Here is a 20,720-nt window from a genome sequence, read left to right as displayed (position 1 = left end):
CGGATGGCGCAGGCCCTGGTGTTCGATCCGTCTACGTTCTTGTTTTAGTGGTCAGCTTCACAGGGTTCCCGCGTCGCCCTGCCGAACCTCGGCCAATCGTGACGAGGGGCATTCTAAACACATCCGTCGCGACTTCGTGAACCATCTGGCGCGAATAAATGGGGCTGCGCAAAGCAGAACTGACCGGTCACGGTAAGACTTGTTGAAATTGCTGATTAATTGGCACAGATTGGCAACCAAACAACTACAACAACCTCGCCTGTCCTCTTACAGGGGCTCTAGCTCCGGTCTGACAGACATTCCCCCCAAGCCTGTGGGAAAACGGTGAGAGTTCAAGACCAAGGGATCGCGGTTTGAAAAACTGTCCGTTCGTTCCGGTGACCAAAGGCTCCGGGGAGCCATCTGCCAAGCTGCATCCGGACACGGCCGGCGGGCGTCTGCCGCGGGGCACGTCATGACGCGCCTGCTGGTGGAGTGCACCCACGTTTTCCAGCATCCGCAGATCAACTCGGGCATCCAGCGGGTGGTGCGCAACGTCATCAACCAATTGCCGCCCAGCGTGGACGGCGTCGAGTGCGTGCCGGTGGTGTTCCTCAACGGCAAGCTGTACCGCGTGCTGCGCCTGGCCCCCCTGGACACGCCCCTGTCCAACCGTATCGTGGAGTTCGGCGGACGCCTGGAACGCCTGGCCCATCATTTCCTGCAGTGGTATCAAGCCCGTGACCGCCGCCTCACCGGCCGGATCGCGCGCCGGGCGCTCTACGCAGCCTACCGGCTCAGCGCCATGGCCGCCTTCAGCGTGCCGCTGCGCCTGGTCGAACGGATCAACCGCCATCAACTGCCCAGCCGCTGCGAACCGCTGCAGCATCGGCCGGGGGACCAACTGGTGCTGCTCGACTCCTCGTGGAACCCGGACTTCTTCCCCCACGCCGAACAGCTCAAGCGTGAAGGCGTCGGCGTCACTGCCGTGATCTACGACCTCATTCCGCTGACCCACCCGCACTTCTACGACGCGCGGCTGGTGCAGGTCTTCAACACCTGGTTCGACTGGATCACCCGCATCGCCGACGGTTACGTCGCCATTTCGGCGACCGTGCGCGACCAGATGCGCGGCGAACTGGAGCGGCGCCTCGGCCACGCGGCGGCGCGCAAAACCTGGTTCGACTACTTTCACCTGGGCTGCGAGCTGGACCTGAGCGCGGCCGACGCGGCCGTCGAGCCAGGCCTGGAACGCCTGTTCTCCACCCCTGAGCCGGTGTACCTGATGGTCAGCACCATCGAGCCGCGCAAGAACCACAGTTACCTGCTCGACGCCTTCGAACGCGCCTGGGCCGCCGGCTCCAAGGCGCGCCTGTGCATCGCCGGGCACATCGGCTGGAAGTGCGAAGCGTTGCTTGCACGGGTCCGCAGCCACCCCGAGTTCAACCAGCGCCTGTTCATGTTCAACGACCTGAACGACACCAGCCTGGAGTACGCCTACTCCCATGCCAGCTCGTTGGTCTTCCCTTCCTACGTCGAAGGCTTCGGCCTGCCGCTGGTGGAAGCGATGCAGCGCGGCTTGCCCGCGATGGGCAGCGACATTCCGGTGTTCCGTGAGATCGGCCGCGAGTTCATGGCCTATTTCGACTTGAACGACCCGCAGACGCTGGCCGACCTGATCGGCGACTTCGAACGCAGCGGCCGCTTCCCCGCGGCCCGTGACGTCGCCGACTGGAAATGGCTCACCTGGCGCGAGGCCAGTGCGCAAATGGCCGCACACACCTTACGCAACCTGACGTCCGGCCCTGCCCCGCAGCACGTGCATTCCCTTCAATACACCTGAACCGGGTCGCCGGCCCCCGGCGACCCGGTTATCCACAGGCCCGTCCGGTCACAGGTCCAGCACCAGGGCCTGGGTTCCGGCGGCCGGCACCGCGCAGCAGATCAGCACATGCCCGTCCTCCGGGCTTTCGGCCGGGGGCTGTGGATAATGCACCGCACCGCTGACCAGCCGTGTCCTGCACGTACCGCACGAACCGCCCCGGCAACTGAACTCCGGACGCAGGCCGCGGCTTTCCGCCAGCTCCAGCAGGCTGCCGCCCTCCGGATGCCAACGGGCTTCCTTGGCCGACCGTTCGAACACCACCGACACCGGGAGGGTGGCCGCCGGCGGCTGATCGATCACCACCGCGTCCGGGTCGGCCCGGCGACGCAACGTCGACGGGCCGAAGGTCTCGGCATGGATCTGCGCATCCCGCACATCCAGCGCCAGCAGGCTGTCGTACACGCCTTGGGTGAAGGCGCCGGGGCCGCAGAGGACGAAATCGACCTGGTCGAAGTCCTCGACCGTCAGCAGGTTGCGCAGCAGGTCGCCGTCGATCCGCCCGCGCAGGTCGAAGTCCTCGCCTTCTAGCAAGCCGTCCTCAGGCTGGCTGAGCAGGCGCAGCACCCGCACCGCGTCACCGGTGTCCTCCAGCAGCCGGTCCAGCTCGGCGCGAAACGGCTGGTCGGCCAGGCTGCGGGAACTCTGGATGAACCAGGTCGGCCGGATCCGCCGCGTGCGCAGGCCCTGATACACAACCTCGCGCAGCATCGACAGCAACGGCGTGACCCCGACCCCGGCGGCCAGCAGCACCAAAGGCCGCCGCTCCAGCGGCGCCACGGTGAAATGCCCCTGGGGCGCCCGCGCCTCCAGCACATCGCCCACTCGCACCTGCTCATGCAGATAGGTGGAGATCCGACCTTCGCGCTTCACGCTGATCCGGAAGAAATCGTCCGACGGCGCCCCAGACAAGCTGTAGGTGCGGATGTGCGTTTCACCGTCGAGGGTGAAGCGCAGCGGCAAATGCTGGCCGGCCTGAAACACCGGCAGACCGGCGCCGTCCGCCGGCTCCAGATAGAACGAGCGGATGTTGCGGCTCTGCGTCTCGATCCGCGCCACCCGCAGCGGCCGCCAGCGGTCGCCCAACGCCTGGGCCTGAAGGCGCGCCTCGGCCTGGGGCCAGTTGCCGGTCAAAAGGCTGGTGGGCGACATGCCCTCGAAGCGCCAGCGCAAGGCCAACGCCGCCGGACGCCGCACCAGTTTTTCCACCTCGAACGTCCACAGCCGCTCGGCCCCCTGGAACGCCGCGATCTGCGGATCATCGAGGATCACTTCGGTGCGTCCGCTGAGCTGCAGCAGATCGCCTGTGGAAAAGTCGATGAACAGCAGCCCGGCCCGGGGGTTGAGCAACAGGTTGCCGAGGGTGTTGAAATGCAGGTTGCCGGCAAAGTCCGGAATGGTCAGGCGATTGCCCTGCACCCGGACGAACCCGGCCTGGCCGCCGCGGTGCGAGACGTCCACCGAGCGCTGGCCGTCGGCCTCGACGTAACTGGCGACAAAGAACGTGTCGGCCCCTTCGATCAGGGCGCGGGCGTCATCGTCGAGGGCGTCCAGGTGGGTGGCCGGCCGGGTCGCCGGATCCGTCAGCGGCACCCGCTGGAACTGACGCAACTGAATGTATTGCGGGCAGTTGCCGAAGGATTGCTCCACCGTCACCTCGAAGCCGTCGGCCCCAAGGGCGCCGATGCGCCCGTTGAGCCGGTTGCGGCGGCGGGTGTGCAATTCGATGCCGAGCAGGCCGATGGCGGCGCCGTCCTGCAACGCCGCCGGGTCATCGGCGGCGGGCAGACTCAGAAAGTGCAGATGTTCCGGATCCGGTGAACGGGCGAACCCCGGCTCGCCTTCCAGCACGCTGGCCCAGGGCCGGCCTTCGCCATCCACCGCGCCGTACAGCATGAACGGCAGTTGCCGGTAGAACTCGCGGTGCTGGTCCGGCATCCAGGTGCGGATCACCTTGCGCCCGAACGCCTCCATCCGCTCGGCGACGCCGACATGGGTCTGCAGTTGCCGTTCGCCGGCGTGCCAGGGTGAACGTTCCATCACAGTGCCTCCCCTACGCCGCCGGCGCAGTGTGGATGGCCCGGCTCGGCCGGGCCGTGGACATCAGGCGGTTTTCTGCAGGCCGGCCACCGTGCGCGGCATGCCGACGAAACCGGGCAAGGCTTCGACGCGCTGGAGCCAGGCACGGACATTGGCGTAATCGTCCAGCGACACGTTGCCTTCCGGCGCGTGGGCGATGTAGCTGTAGGCGGAGACATCGGCGATGGTCGGCTCCGCACCGGCCAGGTACGGAGTCTTGCCCAGTTCCAGGTCCATGACCTTGAGCAGGTTGTGGGCGCGGGTGATGAGTTCGTCGGCATTCAATTGGGCGCCGAACACCGTGACCAGCCGCGCCGCCGCCGGGCCGAAGGCGATGGGGCCGGCCGCCACCGACAGCCAGCGCTGCACCCGTGCCGCGCCCACCGGATCGGCCGGCAGCCAGCGGCCGTTGCCGTACTTCTGCGCCAGGTACACCAGGATCGCGTTGGAATCGGCCAGCACCACGCCGCCGTCGTCGATCACCGGCACTTGGCCAAAGCTGTTGAGGGCGAGAAACGGTGCTTGCTTGTGTTCACCCTTGGCCAGGTCGACCAGAATCAGTTCGACGGGCAATTGCAGCAGCGAGAGCATCAACTCCACGCGGTGTGCGTGGCCGGAACGCGGGAAGTTGTAGAGTTTGATCGCTTGCATGGTCGACTCCGCAGGAGGAAAGCGCCGCCCGGAATGGGCGACAACCGTGGCGGCCATCTTCCGCCTTTCACCAGACCTATAGAATCACCAGCAAACGCAATCGATTATTTCACTGGGCGAAATAACGCCGCCTCCTTCAGCCCCGGATGCTCACGCAGCGCCTTCACGGCGTAGTCGACGAAACTGCGCACCCGCGCCGGCGCCTTGCGCCCGCCCTGATACACCACGTGGATCGGCAGCGGCGGCAGCTCGAACTCGGCGAGGACGATCTCCAGCTCGCCGGACGCGATCTTGCCGGCCACCTGGTAAGACAGCACCCGCGTCAAACCGAGCCCCAGGCAGGCGGCGGCAATGGCGGCCTGGTTGGCGGTCACCACCAGCCGGGGCTCCGGGCGCACGCTGACCGGTTCGCCGTGCTCGATGAGCGGCCAGTTGCGCACCTGACCGATGGAAGAGGTCGCCACCACCGGCGCCCCGGCCAGATCCTGCGGACACACCGGCCGGCCATGCGCCGCAAAGTACGACGGCGAACCGCAGATCACCCGCCGCACCTCGCCGACCCGGATCGCGTGCTGGTTGCTGTCCGGCAACTCCCCGATGCGCACCGCCACATCGACGCCCTCCTCGACCATGCTCACCACACGGTCCACCAGCAAGGCATTGATCGACACCTCGGGATACTGCGCCAGGTAACCGGCCATCACCGGCGTGACGAACAGCTCGCCGAACAGCACCGGCGCGGTCACCGTCAATTGCCCACGGGGCCGGGCATGGCTGCCGGCGGCGGAATCCTCGGCCTCCTGCACCTCGGCCAGGATCCGCCGGCAATCCTCCAGATAACGCTGCCCCGCCTCGCTGACGTGCACGCTGCGGGTGGTGCGCACCAGCAACTGCGTGCCGATCCGCTGCTCCAGCGCCGCCACCGCCCGGGTGACGCTGGCCGCCGACAACCCCAACCGCCGCGCCGCCGCCGAGAAGCCTTGCTCCTGGGCGACGGCGGTGAAGACCTGCATTTCCTGGAAGCGGTCCATCCTTCGACTCCTAGCTGGCGGAAACCATCCGTTGATGCAGATTCGGGAACAGCAACTGCGCAAACCAGACCGGCAAGCCCGGGTACACATCACGGGCCTTGGGCGTCGCGCTTTCCACCAAGCCAAGCTGCACCAGGCCTTTCAACTGATCCGTCGCCGCCCGGTCGGACAGGCCTGTGAATATCTTGAAATCCGCCCGGCTCAAGACGCCCTGAGTCAGCAAGACATGCATCGCACGTGCGGACTCCAGCTTGATGCCGGCCCTTTTGATCTGCTCATCCCAAGCAAAGACCGTATGCAGCCTTTCGCGCATGTTCGACACGCCCAGCGCCTGTTCGGTGTAGCGCATCTGATCCAGACAGGTTTCGAGCATGAAGCCGACAAATTCGAACAGTCCGGCTTGTGTCAGTTGTCCTCGACCGTCCAGGTCGCCCCGCCGGGGCTGGTCGGCATTGGCCAGCCTTGCGTAGTAGGTTCCCTGCTGCCGGGCAAGTCCCCGGGACAACGACCACAGCGGCGAAACCAGCCCCAGCTTGTGCAACTGCAAATGGGTCACCAGTCTGACGGTACGGCCGTTTCCATCGACAAACGGATGCACCCACGCCAATCGGTGGTGATAGGCCATGACGGCCAACAGCCGGCTGCGGGCATCGGGCAAACGGCCATAGACCTGCTGCATTCGGGCGAGCATCGGCGTCACGGATTGACAATGCGGCGCTGCGTGGTTGCCCACCGACACTTCACGCCCAGCCACGTCGCGCAACTCGCCGGGCACCAACAGACTGCCATCACTCAATCTCAACTGATCATCGTTGACGCCCTGAAAGAGCCGCTGATGAATGCGCCCCACGAATCCCGGACTGAACAAGGCCTCCCAAGGAAGATCCCTGTGAAGCGTCAACGCCCGCTCGAACGCCTGCTGCGTGTCGATATGCGTCGTCGCAAGCTCTGCCAGCTCCTTGCGGTGACGCTTGGGGGCCGTGGCTGCCAGCGTCACCGGTTCGGTGAACTGACCTTCGATGAGGTTGCTGTAGAAACTGCTGGTCACCCGCAGCAAGCCCCCCACACGCCGGATCATCTGCGGGGCGACCATCGCGCTCAGCTTCCCCGCCTGAAAGGGTACTTGCTCAGCCAATTGCAGGATTTCGCTCGGAAACACCGGCAGAAGCGGTTCGAGCCAGTGGTTTCCAGACATGGGCCGAGCGTCCATCAGACCTCCAAAATCGCGGATATTTTTGCGGATTTCAGATTACGCTCAAAGCCCATATTTACCTAGCTTAGAGTCATGTAGGAAATGTCTATATTCTAGGTAGTTTGCGGATATTTTTTCGGGTATTTCCTGGTTCTTTTGCATACGACGGGTTCAAGTTGGGAAAACTCCTGCGTGGGAGTGCGACCATTCTGGATGATGCCGGATCAAATCCACATTGGGGTAAGTAAGTCATCGCTGGCACGGGCGCGCTCCCCACCACCCTCATTACCCCAAAACCTCACTTGGTTTTCGCTGGCCTTCTCAGGTTCGCCTCATGCTCACTGAGCTAAGCCAGCAATGTGGATGATGGGATCCGAGTAAAGCGGCTACTACCTCAATGCCGTCGCCAGGATCGACCATGACGGTTCCTTCGGGCGCAAAAAGTAGGTCTGATCTCCTCCCCCCAGCCCCTGTTCCCACACCCAATACCCGGCAGCACGGCGAGGACACCGAGCACGCCGAGCACACTGAGCAGTAGTGACTTCAGCTAACCCCTATGGATGGCTTATCCAGGCCTCCCAAGGCTCCTGTGCCAGTTTTTATTCTCTAATACCCACACGTCGCACTCCCACGCCTTCAAATCACTCCACCGTCACCGACTTCGCCAAGTTGCGCGGCTGATCCACGTCGGTGCCCTTGAGCACGGCGACGTAGTACGACAGCAGTTGCAGCGGGATGGTGTAGAGGATCGGCGACAGGATGTCGTTGATGTGCGGCATCTGCACCACGTGGGTGCCTTCGCCGTTGGACATCCCGGCCTTTTCGTCGGCGAACACGATCAGTTCGCCGCCGCGGGCGCGGACTTCCTGCAGGTTGGACTTGAGCTTCTCCAGCAGTTCGTTGTTCGGCGCGACGGTGACCACCGGCATGTCGTTGTCCACCAGCGCCAGCGGGCCGTGCTTGAGCTCGCCGGCCGGGTAGGCCTCGGCGTGGATGTAGGAGATCTCCTTGAGTTTCAGGGCCCCTTCCATCGCCACCGGGAATTGCGCGCCACGGCCCAGGAACAGGGTGTGGTTCTTCTCGGCGAACAGTTCGGAGATCTTTTCCACGGTGTTGTCCATGGCCAGCGCCTCGCCGAGGCGGGTCGGCAGGCGGCGCAGTTCTTCCACCAGGGTGGCTTCGACGCCGGCGCCCAGGGTGCCGCGCACCTGGCCCAGGGACAGGGTGAGCAGCAGCAGGCCCACCAGTTGGGTGGTGAAGGCCTTGGTCGAGGCCACGCCGATTTCGCGGCCGGCCTGGGTCAGCAGGGTCAGGTCGGATTCGCGCACCAGCGAGCTGATGCCGACGTTGCAGATCGCCAGGCTGGCGAGAAAGCCCAGTTCCTTGGCGTTGCGCAGCGCCGCCAGGGTGTCGGCGGTTTCGCCGGACTGGGAAATGGTGACGAACAGGGTGTCCGGCTGCACCACCACCTTGCGGTAGCGGAACTCGCTGGCGACTTCGACCTGGCAGGGAATGCCGGCCAGCTCTTCGAGCCAGTAACGGGCGACCATGCCGGCGTGGTAGCTGGTGCCGCATGCGACGATCTGCACGTTGCGCACCTTGGCGAACAGCTCCGCCGCCTGTGGGCCGAAGGCTTGAACGAGGACCTGGTCCTGGCTCAGGCGGCCTTCCAGGGTACGCTGCACCACCGTTGGCTGTTCGTGGATTTCCTTGAGCATGTAGTGGCGGAACTCGCCCTTGTCGGCGGCTTCGGCACCGTCGCTGTACTGCACGGTCTGGCGCTCGACGGCTTGGCCGTTAACGTCCCAGATCTGCACGCTGTCGCGGCGGATGTCGGCGATGTCGCCCTCTTCCAGGTACATGAAGCGGTCGGTGACCTGACGCAGGGCCAGTTGGTCGGAGGCGAGGAAGTTCTCGCCCAGACCCAGACCGATCACCAGCGGGCTGCCGCTGCGGGCGGCGACCACGCGATCGGGCTGCTGCGCGCTGATCACCGCCAGGCCGTAGGCGCCGTGCAGTTCTTTGACGGTGGCCTTGAGGGCGACGGTCAGATCCTTGAGCTCCTTGAGCTTGTGGTTGAGCAGGTGGGCGATGACTTCGGTGTCGGTGTCCGAGGAAAACACATACCCGAGCGCCTTCAGTTGCTCGCGCAGGGCTTCGTGGTTCTCGATGATGCCGTTGTGCACCACGGCGATGTCGCCGGAGAAATGCGGGTGGGCGTTACGCTCGCTCGGTGCGCCGTGGGTGGCCCAGCGGGTGTGGGCAATGCCCAGGCGACCGACCAGCGGATGCTCGGCCAGCGCCGCGTCCAGTTCGCTGACCTTGCCCACGCGGCGGGTGCGCTCCAGGGTGTTGGCATTGGTGTACACCGCCACGCCGGCGCTGTCGTAGCCCCGGTATTCCAGGCGCTTGAGGCCTTCGAGCAGGATGGCGGTGATGCTGCGTTCAGCGACGGCGCCGACAATTCCACACATGCTTATTTCTCCTGACTGACAGTCGCGCAAATCAAATTGATGCCGCGGGCCTGTATCTGATCCCGTGCCTCCTGGGGCAGGCGATCATCGGTGATGAGGGTATGGACGCTGCTCCAGGGCAGCTCCAGGTTGGGAATCTTGCGGCCGATCTTGTCGGCCTCGACCATCACGATCACCTCCCGCGCCACTTCGGCCATCACCCGGCTCAGGCCGAGCAGTTCGTTGAACGTCGTGGTGCCGCGCACCAGGTCGATGCCGTCGGCGCCGATGAACAACTGGTCGAAGTCGTATGAGCGTAGTACCTGCTCGGCGACCTGGCCCTGAAAGGATTCCGAATGCGGATCCCAGGTGCCGCCGGTCATCAGCAGCACGGGTTCGTGCTCGAGTTCGCTCAAGGCATTGGCGACGTGAAGGGAGTTGGTCATGACCACCAGGCCCGGCTGATGGCCGAGTTCCGGGATCATGGCGGCGGTGGTGCTGCCGCTGTCGATGATGATGCGGGCGTGTTCGCGGATGCGTTTGACCGCAGCGCGGGCGATGGCCTGCTTGTATTTCGAGACGTTCTGGCTGGTGTCCGCCACCAGTTCCTGCGGCATGGTGATGGCGCCGCCGTAACGGCGCAACAGCAGGCCATGGCTTTCCAGTGCGGCCAGATCCTTGCGAATCGTAACTTCGGAGGTTTCGAAGCGTTTCGCCAGTTCATCCACACTCACTTCGCCCTGCTCGTTGAGCAAGGCCAGGATGTTGTGGCGGCGTTGGGGCGTATTACGTTTCGACATGGCCGATTAAGTTTCGATTCGAAAGATAATGAGCGCAATCAAAACCTATCAGTGAGAAATGGTCAAGCCTGCCGCAGGAATTTCTTCTGTGGAAAAGCTTCGCGGGCAAGCCTCCCACAATGATTCTCACGTAACCTGTGGGAGCGGGCTTGCCCGCGAAAGGAATGAGCCGAGCTGTGCATCCGAGCTGTGTATAACTGTCGGCCCACCTGCCGATGTGGATAACTCAGCCCTTCTTGACCTTCTCCGGGCGCTTCCAGCCATCGATGTTGCGCTGTTTTGCGCGGCCGACCGCCAATTGGGCCTTATCCACATTCTGGGTGATGGTCGAACCGGCCGCCGTGGTCGCACCGGCGGAGATATCCACAGGCGCCACCAGCGAATTGTTGGAACCGATGAACACATCCTCGCCCAGTACGGTTTTCCACTTGTTGGCACCATCGTAGTTGCAGGTGATGGTGCCGGCGCCGATGTTGGTGCGGGCGCCGATCTGCGCATCGCCCAGGTAGGTCAGGTGCCCGGCCTTGGCGCCTTCGCCCATGTGGGCGTTCTTCAGTTCGACGAAGTTACCCACATGGGCGCGGGCCTCCAGCACGGTGCCCGGACGCAGGCGGGCGAACGGGCCGGCATCGCTGCCTTCGCCCAGCACCGCGCCTTCGAGGTGGCTGTTGGCCTTGACCACCGCGCCCTTGCGCAGGGTGCTGTCCTTGATCACGCAGTTCGGGCCGATGACCACGTCGTCCTCGATGACCACCTTGCCTTCGAGAATGACGTTGATGTCGATCAGCACGTCCCGACCGACAGTCACCTCACCGCGCACATCGAAACGGGCCGGGTCGCGCAGCGTCACGCCCTGGGCCATCAGCCGGCGGCCGGCGCGCAACTGATAGTGGCGCTCCAGTTCGGACAGCTGCTTGCGGTCGTTGGCGCCCTGCACTTCCATCGCATCGTCAGGCTGCTCGGTGGCCACCACCAGGCCGTCGCTGACCGCCATGGCGATCACGTCCGTCAGGTAGTACTCGCCCTGGGCGTTGTTGTTGGAAAGCCGGCCCATCCAGTCGCCCATGCGCCGGAACGGCAGGGCCAGAATGCCGGTGTTGCCTTCGGTGATGGCCCGCTGGGCCTCGTTGGCGTCCTTCTGCTCGACGATGGCCGTGACCTTGCCGTCGGCGTCGCGCACGATGCGGCCGTAACCGGTCGGGTCGTCAAGCTCGACGGTCAGCAGCCCCAACTGCTCGGGGCCTGCCTGCTTCAGCAAGCGGCGCAGGGTGTCGACTTCAATCAGCGGCACATCGCCGTAGAGGATCAGCACGGTATCGGCCTGGATGAACGGCACGGCTTGGGCCACCGCGTGGCCGGTGCCCAGTTGCTTGTCCTGCAGCACGAAATTCAGGTCATCGGCCGCCAGGCGTTCGCGCACCGCATCGGCGCCGTGCCCGATCACCACATGGATGCGCTGCGGCTCCAGCTGGCGGGCGCTGTGGATAACATGGCCAAGCATGGAATTGCCGGCGATCGGATGCAGCACCTTCGGCAGCGCCGAACGCATGCGGGTGCCTTGGCCGGCCGCGAGGATAACGATTTCAAGAGACATGACTGGCTACCAATCCTGGGTGGTCAGCGACTGCGACCGGGTTGTGAAAATCGGAAATAAAAAAGGGTAGCCGAGGCTACCCTTTTTTAACAATCGCACAACAAGCGACCGGTGGATTAACCACCGAACTTCTTGCGGATCTGCTGGACGGTACGCAGCTGAGCTGCGGCCTCGGCCAGACGTGCGGACGCAGCGCCGTAATCGAAATCAGCGCCTTTGTCGTGCAGAGCCCGCTCGGCGGCCTTGACGGCTTCCTGAGCAGAGGCTTCATCCAGGTCGGCAGCACGTTGCACGGTGTCGGCGAGAACCTTGACCATGTTCGGCTGAACCTCGAGGAAACCGCCGGAGATGTAGAACACCTCGGCATCCCCGCCTTGCTTGATCAGGCGGATCGGACCCGGCTTGAGATTGGTGATCAGCGGCGCGTGACCCAGGGCGATACCCAGATCACCCAGTGCACCGTGCGCAATCACCATCTCGACCAGGCCGGAAAAGATTTCCCCTTCCGCACTGACGATGTCGCAATGGACTGTCATAGCCATCTGATTGCCTCAACCTAAATTAGCGCCCGTTGCCGGGCGCCGGGATTACAGTTTCTTGGCTTTCTCGATCGCTTCTTCGATGCCGCCAACCATGTAGAACGCTTGTTCCGGCAGGTGGTCGTAGTCACCGTTGAGGATGCCTTTGAAGCCAGCAATGGTGTCCTTCAGGGAAACGTATTTACCCGAAGCACCGGTGAAGACTTCAGCCACGAAGAACGGCTGCGACAAGAAGCGCTGGATCTTACGGGCGCGGGCCACCAACTGCTTGTCGGTTTCCGACAGCTCGTCCATGCCCAGGATCGCAATGATGTCCTTCAGCTCTTTGTAGCGCTGCAGCACGTACTGAACGCCGCGAGCGGTTTCGTAGTGCTCGTTGCCGATCACGTTCGGATCCAGCTGACGCGAAGTCGAGTCCAGTGGGTCTACCGCCGGGTAGATACCCAGGGAAGCGATGTCACGGGACAGAACGACGGTGGCGTCCAGGTGGGCGAAGGTGGTCGCCGGCGACGGGTCGGTCAGGTCGTCCGCAGGTACGTATACGGCCTGGATCGAGGTGATCGAACCTTGCTTGGTCGAAGTGATGCGCTCTTGCAGCACGCCCATCTCTTCAGCCAGGGTCGGCTGATAACCTACCGCCGATGGCATACGGCCCAGCAGTGCGGACACTTCGGTACCGGCCAGGGTGTAACGGTAGATGTTGTCGACGAACAGCAGAACGTCGTTACCTTCGTCACGGAACTTCTCGGCCATGGTCAGGCCGGTCAGGGCTACGCGCAGACGGTTTCCCGGCGGCTCGTTCATCTGGCCGTAGACCAGTGCCACTTTGTCCAGAACGTTGGAGTCCTTCATCTCGTGGTAGAAGTCGTTACCCTCACGGGTACGCTCGCCCACACCGGCGAACACGGAGTAACCGCTGTGCTCGATGGCGATGTTACGGATCAGTTCCATCATGTTTACGGTCTTGCCTACACCGGCACCACCGAACAGACCGACTTTACCGCCCTTGGCGAACGGGCAGACCAGGTCGATAACCTTGATGCCGGTTTCGAGCAGGTCGTTGCCGCCGGCTTGTTCCGCGAAGGAAGGAGCGGCGCGGTGGATGCCCCAGCGCTCTTCTTCGCCGATCGGGCCGGCTTCGTCGATCGGGTTGCCCAGCACGTCCATGATCCGGCCCAGGGTCGCTTTACCGACCGGTACGGAGATGGCTGCGCCAGTGTTGTTGACGTCCAGACCACGCTTCAGGCCTTCGGTCGAGCCCATCGCAATGGTACGAACCACGCCGTCGCCCAGCTGCTGCTGAACTTCCAGGGTGGTTTCGGCGCCTTGAACCTTCAAGGCGTCGTAGATGCTCGGTACGCTGTCGCGTGGGAATTCCACGTCGATGACGGCGCCGATGATTTGAACGATACGTCCGCTACTCATAGCTGGATCCTCTGAATATTTGAACCGTTAAACCGCGGCAGCGCCGCCGACGATTTCCGAGATCTCTTGGGTGATCGCAGCCTGACGCGCCTTGTTGTAGATCAGCTGCAAATCGCTGATCAAATCACCGGCGTTGTCGGTGGCGTTCTTCATCGCGATCATCCGCGCAGCTTGTTCAGCCGCGTTGTTCTCGACCACCGCCTGGTACACCTGCGACTCCACGTAACGCACCATCAGGCCGTCAAGCAGCTCTTTGGCGTCCGGTTCGTAGAGATAGTCCCAGTGGTGCTTGAGTTCTTGATCCGGGGTCGCCACCAGTGGAATCAACTGCTCCACGGTCGGCGTCTGCGTCATGGTGTTGACGAACTTGTTGGACACCACGGACAGGCGGTCGATACGGCCTTCCAGGTAGGCATCCAGCATTACCTTGACGCTGCCGATCAGGTCATTGATCGACGGCTCTTCACCCAAGTGGCTGATGGCTGCAACGACGTTACCGCCGAAGTTGCGGAAAAACGCCGCACCCTTGCTGCCTACAACGCACAGATCAATCTCGACGCCGTTTTCGCGGTTTACCGTCATGTCCTTGACCAGGGCCTTGAACAGGTTGGTGTTCAAGCCGCCGCACAGACCACGGTCACTGCTCACCACGACATAGCCGACACGCTTCACTTCGCGGTCGATCATGAACGGATGGCGGTATTCCGGGTTGGCGTTGGCCAGATGCCCAATTACCTGGCGGATACGCTCCGCATAAGGACGGCTAGCAGCCATGCGCAGTTGTGCCTTGCGCATTTTGCTGACCGCCACTTTTTCCATGGCGCTGGTAATTTTTTGCGTGCTTTTGATGCTCGCAATCTTACTGCGAATCTCTTTTGCGCCTGCCATGTAACACCTATCAGGTTAGCAAGCGGGAGCCTTGCGGCTCCCGCTGCGGCTTACCAGGTTTGGGTGGCCTTGAACTTCTCGATACCGGCTTTGAGGCCAGCGTCGATTTCGTCATTGAAGTCACCCTTCACGTTGATCTTGGCCATCAAATCGGCGTGATCGCGGTTGAAGTAAGCAATCAGCGCTTGCTCGAAGCTGCCGACTTTGGCGATTTCGATGTCGGTCAGGAACCCACGCTCAGCGGCATACAGCGACAGCGACATGTCGGCGATCGACATCGGCGCGTATTGCTTCTGCTTCATCAGCTCGGTAACGCGCTGACCATGCTCGAGTTGCTTGCGGGTCGCTTCGTCCAGGTCCGAGGCGAACTGGGCGAATGCCGCCAGTTCACGGTACTGGGCCAGCGCGGTACGGATACCGCCCGACAGCTTCTTGATGATCTTGGTCTGAGCGGCACCACCCACACGGGATACCGAAACACCGGCGTTCACTGCAGGGCGGATGCCCGAGTTGAACATGGCCGATTCCAGGAAGATCTGACCGTCGGTGATGGAGATCACGTTGGTCGGAACGAACGCGGAAACGTCGCCCGCCTGGGTTTCGATGATCGGCAGAGCGGTCAGGGAGCCGGTTTTGCCGGTCACTGCGCCGTTGGTGAACTTCTCGACGTACTCTTCCGAAACGCGGGATGCGCGCTCCAGCAGACGGGAGTGGAGATAGAACACGTCGCCTGGGTACGCTTCGCGTCCTGGCGGACGGCGCAGCAGCAGGGAGATCTGACGGTAGGCAACGGCCTGCTTGGACAGGTCATCGTAAACGATCAGTGCGTCTTCGCCGCGGTCGCGGAAGAATTCGCCCATGGTGCAACCGGCGTAAGGAGCCAGGAATTGCAGTGCGGCGGATTCCGAGGCGCTGGCGGCAACGATGATGGTGTTGGCCAGTGCGCCGTTCTCTTCCAGCTTGCGAACCACGTTGGCGATGGTCGATTGCTTCTGACCAACGGCTACGTAGACGCAGAAAATGCCGCTGTCTTTCTGGTTGATGATCGCGTCGATCGCCAGAGCGGTCTTGCCGATCTGACGGTCACCGATGATCAGCTCACGCTGGCCACGGCCGACAGGGATCATGGCATCGACAGCCTTGTAGCCAGTCTGTACAGGCTGGTCTACCGACTTACGCCAGATCACGCCCGGAGCAACTTTCTCGACCGCGTCGGTCTCGGTGTTGTTCAGCGGACCTTTGCCGTCGACAGGGTTGCCCAGTGCGTCGACGACGCGACCCAGCAGTTCCTTACCGACAGGAACTTCCAGGATGCGGCCGGTGCACTTGGCGCTCATGCCTTCAGCCAGACTGGTGTATGCGCCCAGTACAACGGCACCTACGGAGTCTTGCTCCAGGTTGAGGGCCATACCGTAGACGCCGCCCGGAAACTCGATCATCTCGCCGTACATGACGTCGGCCAGACCGTGGATCCGCACGATGCCGTCAGATACGCTGACGACAGTGCCTTCGTTACGGGCTTGGGAGGTCACATCGAGCTTTTCGATGCGGCCCTTGATAATTTCACTAATTTCGGAAGGATTGAGTTGCTGCATTGCTCTGCTGCCCCTTCAAACTCAAGATTTCAATGCTTCGGCCAGTTTCGCGAGTTTGCCGCTAACTGAGCCATCGATAACCAGGTCGCCGGCGCGGATGACGACGCCCCCGATAAGGGAGCTGTCTTCCTCGACCTGCAGGCGCACTTCCCGGTTGAGTCGTGCACTGAGAACCTTGGCGAGTTTGTCTTGCTGTTCTTGGTTCAATGCGAATGCACTGGTGACTTCCACATCTACCGATTTCTCCTGCTCGGCCTTGTACAGGTCGAACAGGGCGGCGATCTCCGGCAACAGCGGGAGACGGTCGTTTTCGGCAACGACGTGGATGAAGTTCTGTGCCTTGTCATCAAACTTGTCGCCGCACACGTCAATGAACGTGGCGGCCTTTTCTGCGCTCGTCAGTCGCGGGGCCTTGAGCACGCGCTGCATGGTGCCGTCTTGCGACACCGCTGCTGCCAGGCCGAGCATGGCTGACCAATTGGCCAGTTGCTGGTGGGCCTGAGCGTGCTCGAAGGCCGCCTTAGCGTAAGGTCGGGCCAACGTGGTCAGTTCTGCCATGATCGCCCTCGCTTAGATTTCAGCAGCCAGTTGGTTAACCAGCTCTGCGTGCGCGTTTTGATCGATTGACTTGCCCAGGATCTTCGAAGCGCCGCCGACGGCCAGGCTGCCCACTTGGGCACGCAGCGCGTCTTTGACACTGTTCAGTTCCTGTTCGATCTCGGCCTGAGCCTGAGCCTTCACACGGTCAGCTTCGACGCGAGCCTGTTCACGGGCTTCGTCAACGATCTGGTTACCGCGCTTCTTGGCTTGCTCGATGATTTCAGCTGCCTGGGCTTTCGCTTCGCGCAGTTGCTGACCCGCTTTCTCTTGGGCCAACTCCAGGTCGCGAGCTGCACGGCTGGCAGCGTCCAGACCATCAGCGATCTTCTTTTGACGTTCGTGCAGAGCCGCGATGACCGGAGGCCATACGAACTTCATGCAGAACAGTACAAAAATCAGGAACGCAACGGACTGGCCAATCAGGGTCGCATTAATGTTCACGCCAACACCTCGCAGTTACGTTGTCCATCACACCAAATTACCCGGAAACTCCGAGTAATCAGCCAGCGATCTGACCAACGAACGGGTTCGCAAAGGTGAAGAACAGAGCGATACCAACACCGATCATGGTTACGGCGTCGAGCAGACCGGCAACGATGAACATTTTGACTTGCAGCATTGGAACCATTTCCGGCTGACGCGCAGCGCCTTCCAGGAACTTGCCGCCCAGCAGGCCGAAACCAATTGCGGTACCCAGTGCGCCCAGGCCGATCAACAGTGCAACAGCGATAGCGGTTAGACCAACTACAGTTTCCATCTTTCCTCCCGACTTTTACGTCGTATGGTTTAGGTTTTTTAGATTAAAGCGGTAAAACAAATCGTTTCAGAGGCCCTGTCAAGGGCCCCCTCCCGTTTGACCGGGAGGGACATCAGGCCAGCCGAAGCTGCCCTTAATGGTTTTCTTCGTGCGCCATCGACAGGTAGACGATGGTCAGCATCATGAAGATGAACGCCTGCAGGGTGATGATCAGGATGTGGAACACAGCCCACGCCCACTGCAGCGCAACGCCCAGGCCGCTCAGCCACAGCAGGCCGGAGCCGAACATCACGGCGATCAGGATGAACACCAGCTCGCCGGCATACATGTTGCCGAACAGACGCAGTGCCAGAGAGATCGGTTTGGCGATCAGGGTCACGAATTCCAGCAGGAAGTTCACCGGAATCAGGAGCGCCTGAACCAGGATGTTCTTGCTGCCGAACGGGTGCAGGGTCAGCTCGCCGATGAAGCCGCCGATGCCCTTGACCTTGATGCTGTAGAAGATGATCAGTGCGAAAACCGAGAACGCCATGCCCAGGGTCGCGTTCGGGTCGGTGGTCGACACGGCGCGGAACGGGATGTGATGGTCACCGGAGATCAGGATGGCCAGCTGAGGGATCCAGTCGACCGGTACCAGGTCGACGGCGTTCATCAGGAACACCCAGACGAAGATGGTCAGCGCCAGCGGTGCGATCACCGGGCTGCGGCCATGGAAGCTGTCCTTCACGCTGCCGTCGACGAACTCGACCAGGACTTCGACGAAGTTCTGCAGCGCGCCCGGCTGACCGGAGGTCGCCTTCTTGGCCGCCATGCGGAACAGGAATACGAAGATCAGGCCCAGGGCAACCGACCAGCCGAGGGTATCGACGTGGAAAGCCCAGAAACCCATTTCCTTGGCTTCTGCCGCGGTGTGGGCAAAGCCCCAGCCGCCGTTGGGTAGCTGACCGAAGGTCAGGTTCTGCAAGTGGTGCTGGATATAGCCCGAAGCCGTTGTTTCTGCCATGGTTGCCTCAAACGCCCTAAGGTCTCGAAAGTCTTGTTCTCATCAGCAGGGGAGCGAACCAGCTGACCGACTGGGTCAGCACGAACGCGCCGAACACAGCGATCGGCGCCAATGGCTTCACACCTGCAAACACCAGTGCAAACAGCACTGCCGTCAAAATCAGTTTGCCTGCCTCGCCGGCGTAAAAAGACCGGACGATGGACTGGGCTGCTCGGGCGCCGGAAAACCGAAATGCCTTGTGAGCGAAATAAACATTGGGCAGCAAGGCTATCAGGCCTCCGCAAAGACCCGAGTATCCGGCAACGACTCCGCGCCATTGCCAAAGCGCCAAAGCGGCGATCAGCAGAATGACCAACTGAGCCATCAGCACCGGAAAAACCGCCAGGCGATGGAAAGGCAAGCGGTTTGGCGTGCGGGTTTCCATCACTGTTGCTCTCCAATGGTCGGCTGCCGAAATTCAATAACTTGGCATAATTTGTGCCGACAAAATGCGCGCAGAGTATAGGGGCGGTTCTGCCCCTATTCAACTGTCAGGTAGTGATTTCCGACTGCGCGCTACAAGAGGAATTGTTTCAGCGGATGTGTGCAAGCACGCCCTGAAGCTCGTCGAGGGAGTTGTAGCCGATCACCAACTGACCCTTGCCCTTCTTGCCGTGGCGGATCTGCACCGCAGAGCCTAGGCGCTCGGCCAGACGCTGTTCGAGGCGGGCGATGTCCGGGTCCGGTTTGGCCGGCTCCGCAGGCTGCGGTTTGCCGCTCAGCCATTGCCGGACCAGTGCCTCGGTTTGGCGCACGGTGAGGCCGCGTGCGACAACATGTCGCGCCCCTTCGACCTGCTGATTGTCCGGCAGACCGAGCAAGGCACGGGCGTGCCCCATTTCCAGGTCGCCGTGGGACAGCATGGTCTTGATCACTTCAGGCAAGGCGATCAGCCGCAGCAGGTTGGCCACGGTGACGCGGGACTTGCCCACAGCCTCGGCGACCTGTTGCTGGGTCAGCTGGAATTCCTGCTGCAGGCGCTGCAGGGCGATCGCTTCTTCGATCGGGTTCAGGTCTTCGCGCTGGATGTTCTCGATCAGCGCGATGGCGATGGCCGTTTCGTCCGGCACGTCGCGCACCATCGCCGGGATGGTTTCCTGCCCGGCCTGCTGGCTGGCGCGCCAGCGGCGCTCGCCGGCGATGATTTCGAAGCGGCCGCTGCCGATGGGGCGCACCACGATCGGCTGCATCACGCCCTGGGCCTTGATCGATTGCGCCAGCTCTTCGAGCGCTTGCGGATCCATGTCCCGGCGCGGTTGGTACTTGCCGCGCTGGAGCAGGTCCAGCGGCAGGTGCTGCAGTTCGCGCAGATCGGCCTGCGCCGCCTGCTCTTCCAGTGCGCTGACGCTCGGACCGCTCAGCAGTGCATCCAGTCCACGTCCGAGACCTCGTTTCTTGACGGCCATGGGGATTCCTTAAGTTGGCTGGGCGGCGGCGATGCGTGAATTCTTGCGCTGGCGGCGAACCATCTCGCCGGCCAGGGCCAGGTAGGCCAGCGCACCGCGCGATTGCTTGTCGTAGGCCAGGGCCGGCATGCCGTAGCTCGGCGCTTCGGCCAGGCGCACGTTGCGCGGGATCACCGTGTCGTACAGCTGATCGCCGAAGTGCTCCTTGAGCTGCGCGGAGACGTCGTTCATCAGGCTCAGGCGCGGGTCGAACATGGTGCGCAGCAGCCCCTCGATCTTGAGGTTGGGGTTCAGCAGTTCGGCGATGCGCTTGATGTTATCCACAAGGTCGCTCAAGCCTTCGAGCGCGTAGTACTCGCACTGCATGGGGATGATCACGCCATCGGCGGCCACCAGCGCGTTGAGCGTGAGCATCGACAGCGACGGCGGGCAGTCGATCAGGATGTAGTCGTAGTTCTCGCGGATGGGCGCCAAGGCGCTGCGCAGGCGGCTTTCCTTCATCTGCATTTCCAGGAGGACCACTTCCGCCGCGGTCAGGTCGCGGTTGGCCGGCAGCAGCTGGTAGCCGCCGTGCTCGGAAAAGTGCATGGCCTGGGCCAGGTCGCATTCGCCGATCAGCAGGTCGTAGACCGAGTTTTCCAGGCCATGCTTATCCACACCGCTGCCCATGGTGGCGTTGCCCTGTGGATCGAGATCGATCAGCAGCACCCGGCGCTTGGTCGCGACCAGGGATGCTGCGAGGTTGATGCAGGTGGTGGTCTTGCCCACGCCACCCTTCTGGTTCGCTATCGCGAATACCTTAGCCAT

At 62.6% G+C, this 20,720-nt stretch carries 19 protein-coding genes; 1 reads left to right on the top strand and 18 read right to left on the bottom strand.

Annotation, left to right across the window (positions count from 1 at the left end; translation table 11 throughout):
• Positions 1-454: 454 nt before the first annotated feature.
• Positions 455-1,822: a glycosyltransferase family 4 protein gene (locus KVG96_RS24640; RefSeq protein WP_217894378.1), complete on the top strand. Its 1,368-nt coding sequence runs from the start codon at positions 455-457 to the stop codon at positions 1,820-1,822.
• A 48-nt stretch (positions 1,823-1,870) separates the two neighbouring features.
• On the opposite strand, the gene KVG96_RS24635 is transcribed toward KVG96_RS24640, so the two are convergent.
• From KVG96_RS24635 to KVG96_RS24550, 18 genes are all read right to left on the bottom strand, one after another.
• Positions 1,871-3,901 carry a pyridoxamine 5'-phosphate oxidase family protein gene (locus KVG96_RS24635; RefSeq protein WP_217894377.1) on the bottom strand — a complete coding sequence of 677 codons (2,031 nt, stop codon included), beginning with the start codon at positions 3,899-3,901 and terminating at the stop codon, positions 1,871-1,873.
• A 63-nt stretch (positions 3,902-3,964) separates the two neighbouring features.
• Positions 3,965-4,591, bottom strand: a complete 627-nt coding sequence (locus tag KVG96_RS24630) for a glutathione S-transferase family protein (protein ID WP_217894376.1) — start codon at positions 4,589-4,591, stop codon at positions 3,965-3,967.
• 104 nt (positions 4,592-4,695) lie between these two features.
• Positions 4,696-5,622 (bottom strand): LysR family transcriptional regulator, encoded by a 927-nt coding sequence (locus KVG96_RS24625; RefSeq protein WP_217894375.1) that lies wholly within the window; start codon positions 5,620-5,622, stop codon positions 4,696-4,698.
• Between the two features lie 10 nt (positions 5,623-5,632).
• Positions 5,633-6,817 carry a Fic family protein gene (locus KVG96_RS24620; RefSeq protein ID WP_225927565.1) on the bottom strand — a complete coding sequence of 395 codons (1,185 nt, stop codon included), beginning with the start codon at positions 6,815-6,817 and terminating at the stop codon, positions 5,633-5,635.
• Between the two features lie 638 nt (positions 6,818-7,455).
• Positions 7,456-9,288: a glutamine--fructose-6-phosphate transaminase (isomerizing) gene (glmS, locus tag KVG96_RS24615; RefSeq protein ID WP_217894374.1), complete on the bottom strand. Its 1,833-nt coding sequence runs from the start codon at positions 9,286-9,288 to the stop codon at positions 7,456-7,458.
• 2 nt (positions 9,289-9,290) lie between these two features.
• Positions 9,291-10,067 (bottom strand): DeoR/GlpR family DNA-binding transcription regulator, encoded by a 777-nt coding sequence (locus tag KVG96_RS24610; RefSeq protein WP_217894373.1) that lies wholly within the window; start codon positions 10,065-10,067, stop codon positions 9,291-9,293.
• A gap of 226 nt (positions 10,068-10,293) precedes the next feature.
• Positions 10,294-11,661 (bottom strand): bifunctional UDP-N-acetylglucosamine diphosphorylase/glucosamine-1-phosphate N-acetyltransferase GlmU, encoded by a 1,368-nt coding sequence (glmU, locus tag KVG96_RS24605; RefSeq protein WP_217894372.1) that lies wholly within the window; start codon positions 11,659-11,661, stop codon positions 10,294-10,296.
• A 116-nt stretch (positions 11,662-11,777) separates the two neighbouring features.
• Entirely contained in the window at positions 11,778-12,203 is a 426-nt protein-coding gene (locus KVG96_RS24600; RefSeq protein WP_085579247.1) for a F0F1 ATP synthase subunit epsilon, read from the bottom strand.
• A 45-nt stretch (positions 12,204-12,248) separates the two neighbouring features.
• Positions 12,249-13,625: a F0F1 ATP synthase subunit beta gene (atpD, locus tag KVG96_RS24595; RefSeq protein WP_065260117.1), complete on the bottom strand. Its 1,377-nt coding sequence runs from the start codon at positions 13,623-13,625 to the stop codon at positions 12,249-12,251.
• Positions 13,626-13,652: 27 nt separating this feature from the next.
• Positions 13,653-14,513, bottom strand: coding sequence for a F0F1 ATP synthase subunit gamma (atpG, locus tag KVG96_RS24590; RefSeq protein ID WP_085579249.1), 861 nt, complete (start codon positions 14,511-14,513; stop codon positions 13,653-13,655).
• Between the two features lie 50 nt (positions 14,514-14,563).
• The gene (gene atpA / locus KVG96_RS24585) at positions 14,564-16,108 is read right to left on the bottom strand and encodes a F0F1 ATP synthase subunit alpha (protein WP_085579251.1); all 1,545 of its coding nucleotides are present in this window, start codon (positions 16,106-16,108) and stop codon (positions 14,564-14,566) included.
• A 21-nt stretch (positions 16,109-16,129) separates the two neighbouring features.
• Positions 16,130-16,666, bottom strand: a complete 537-nt coding sequence (locus tag KVG96_RS24580) for a F0F1 ATP synthase subunit delta (protein WP_085579253.1) — start codon at positions 16,664-16,666, stop codon at positions 16,130-16,132.
• Positions 16,667-16,678: 12 nt separating this feature from the next.
• Positions 16,679-17,149 (bottom strand): F0F1 ATP synthase subunit B, encoded by a 471-nt coding sequence (locus KVG96_RS24575; RefSeq protein WP_085579255.1) that lies wholly within the window; start codon positions 17,147-17,149, stop codon positions 16,679-16,681.
• Between the two features lie 58 nt (positions 17,150-17,207).
• The gene (atpE, locus tag KVG96_RS24570; RefSeq protein WP_003097235.1) at positions 17,208-17,465 is read right to left on the bottom strand and encodes a F0F1 ATP synthase subunit C; all 258 of its coding nucleotides are present in this window, start codon (positions 17,463-17,465) and stop codon (positions 17,208-17,210) included.
• A gap of 133 nt (positions 17,466-17,598) precedes the next feature.
• Positions 17,599-18,468 carry a F0F1 ATP synthase subunit A gene (atpB, locus tag KVG96_RS24565; protein WP_085579257.1) on the bottom strand — a complete coding sequence of 290 codons (870 nt, stop codon included), beginning with the start codon at positions 18,466-18,468 and terminating at the stop codon, positions 17,599-17,601.
• 16 nt (positions 18,469-18,484) lie between these two features.
• Positions 18,485-18,892: a F0F1 ATP synthase subunit I gene (locus KVG96_RS24560; protein ID WP_085579259.1), complete on the bottom strand. Its 408-nt coding sequence runs from the start codon at positions 18,890-18,892 to the stop codon at positions 18,485-18,487.
• 148 nt (positions 18,893-19,040) lie between these two features.
• Positions 19,041-19,913: a ParB/RepB/Spo0J family partition protein gene (locus KVG96_RS24555; RefSeq protein ID WP_085630347.1), complete on the bottom strand. Its 873-nt coding sequence runs from the start codon at positions 19,911-19,913 to the stop codon at positions 19,041-19,043.
• A gap of 9 nt (positions 19,914-19,922) precedes the next feature.
• Positions 19,923-20,720: a ParA family protein gene (locus KVG96_RS24550; protein ID WP_085579263.1), complete on the bottom strand. Its 798-nt coding sequence runs from the start codon at positions 20,718-20,720 to the stop codon at positions 19,923-19,925.

It is taken from the genome of Pseudomonas ekonensis (genome assembly GCF_019145435.1).
In the GTDB taxonomy this organism is placed as follows: Bacteria; Pseudomonadota; Gammaproteobacteria; order Pseudomonadales; family Pseudomonadaceae; genus Aquipseudomonas; species Aquipseudomonas ekonensis.
Note: the sequence above shows the minus strand (reverse complement) of the source record. Positions and strands in the feature narration are given on the sequence as shown.

Excerpts from the sequence above, each read along its gene's own strand:
- KVG96_RS24640 (WP_217894378.1), top strand. The coding sequence starts at position 455 with ATGACGCGCCTGCTGGTGGAGTGCACCCACGTTTTCCAGCATCCGCAG.
- KVG96_RS24635 (WP_217894377.1), bottom strand. The coding sequence starts at position 3,901 with ATGGAACGTTCACCCTGGCACGCCGGCGAACGGCAACTGCAGACCCAT.
- KVG96_RS24630 (WP_217894376.1), bottom strand. The coding sequence starts at position 4,591 with ATGCAAGCGATCAAACTCTACAACTTCCCGCGTTCCGGCCACGCACAC.
- KVG96_RS24625 (WP_217894375.1), bottom strand. The coding sequence starts at position 5,622 with ATGGACCGCTTCCAGGAAATGCAGGTCTTCACCGCCGTCGCCCAGGAG.
- KVG96_RS24620 (WP_225927565.1), bottom strand. The coding sequence starts at position 6,817 with ATGTCTGGAAACCACTGGCTCGAACCGCTTCTGCCGGTGTTTCCGAGC.
- glmS (WP_217894374.1), bottom strand. The coding sequence starts at position 9,288 with ATGTGTGGAATTGTCGGCGCCGTCGCTGAACGCAGCATCACCGCCATC.
- KVG96_RS24610 (WP_217894373.1), bottom strand. The coding sequence starts at position 10,067 with ATGTCGAAACGTAATACGCCCCAACGCCGCCACAACATCCTGGCCTTG.
- glmU (WP_217894372.1), bottom strand. The coding sequence starts at position 11,661 with ATGTCTCTTGAAATCGTTATCCTCGCGGCCGGCCAAGGCACCCGCATG.
- KVG96_RS24600 (WP_085579247.1), bottom strand. The coding sequence starts at position 12,203 with ATGGCTATGACAGTCCATTGCGACATCGTCAGTGCGGAAGGGGAAATC.
- atpD (WP_065260117.1), bottom strand. The coding sequence starts at position 13,625 with ATGAGTAGCGGACGTATCGTTCAAATCATCGGCGCCGTCATCGACGTG.
- atpG (WP_085579249.1), bottom strand. The coding sequence starts at position 14,513 with ATGGCAGGCGCAAAAGAGATTCGCAGTAAGATTGCGAGCATCAAAAGC.
- atpA (WP_085579251.1), bottom strand. The coding sequence starts at position 16,108 with ATGCAGCAACTCAATCCTTCCGAAATTAGTGAAATTATCAAGGGCCGC.
- KVG96_RS24580 (WP_085579253.1), bottom strand. The coding sequence starts at position 16,666 with ATGGCAGAACTGACCACGTTGGCCCGACCTTACGCTAAGGCGGCCTTC.
- atpE (WP_003097235.1), bottom strand. The coding sequence starts at position 17,465 with ATGGAAACTGTAGTTGGTCTAACCGCTATCGCTGTTGCACTGTTGATC.
- atpB (WP_085579257.1), bottom strand. The coding sequence starts at position 18,468 with ATGGCAGAAACAACGGCTTCGGGCTATATCCAGCACCACTTGCAGAAC.
- KVG96_RS24560 (WP_085579259.1), bottom strand. The coding sequence starts at position 18,892 with ATGGAAACCCGCACGCCAAACCGCTTGCCTTTCCATCGCCTGGCGGTT.
- KVG96_RS24555 (WP_085630347.1), bottom strand. The coding sequence starts at position 19,913 with ATGGCCGTCAAGAAACGAGGTCTCGGACGTGGACTGGATGCACTGCTG.
- KVG96_RS24550 (WP_085579263.1), bottom strand. The coding sequence starts at position 20,720 with ATGGCTAAGGTATTCGCGATAGCGAACCAGAAGGGTGGCGTGGGCAAG.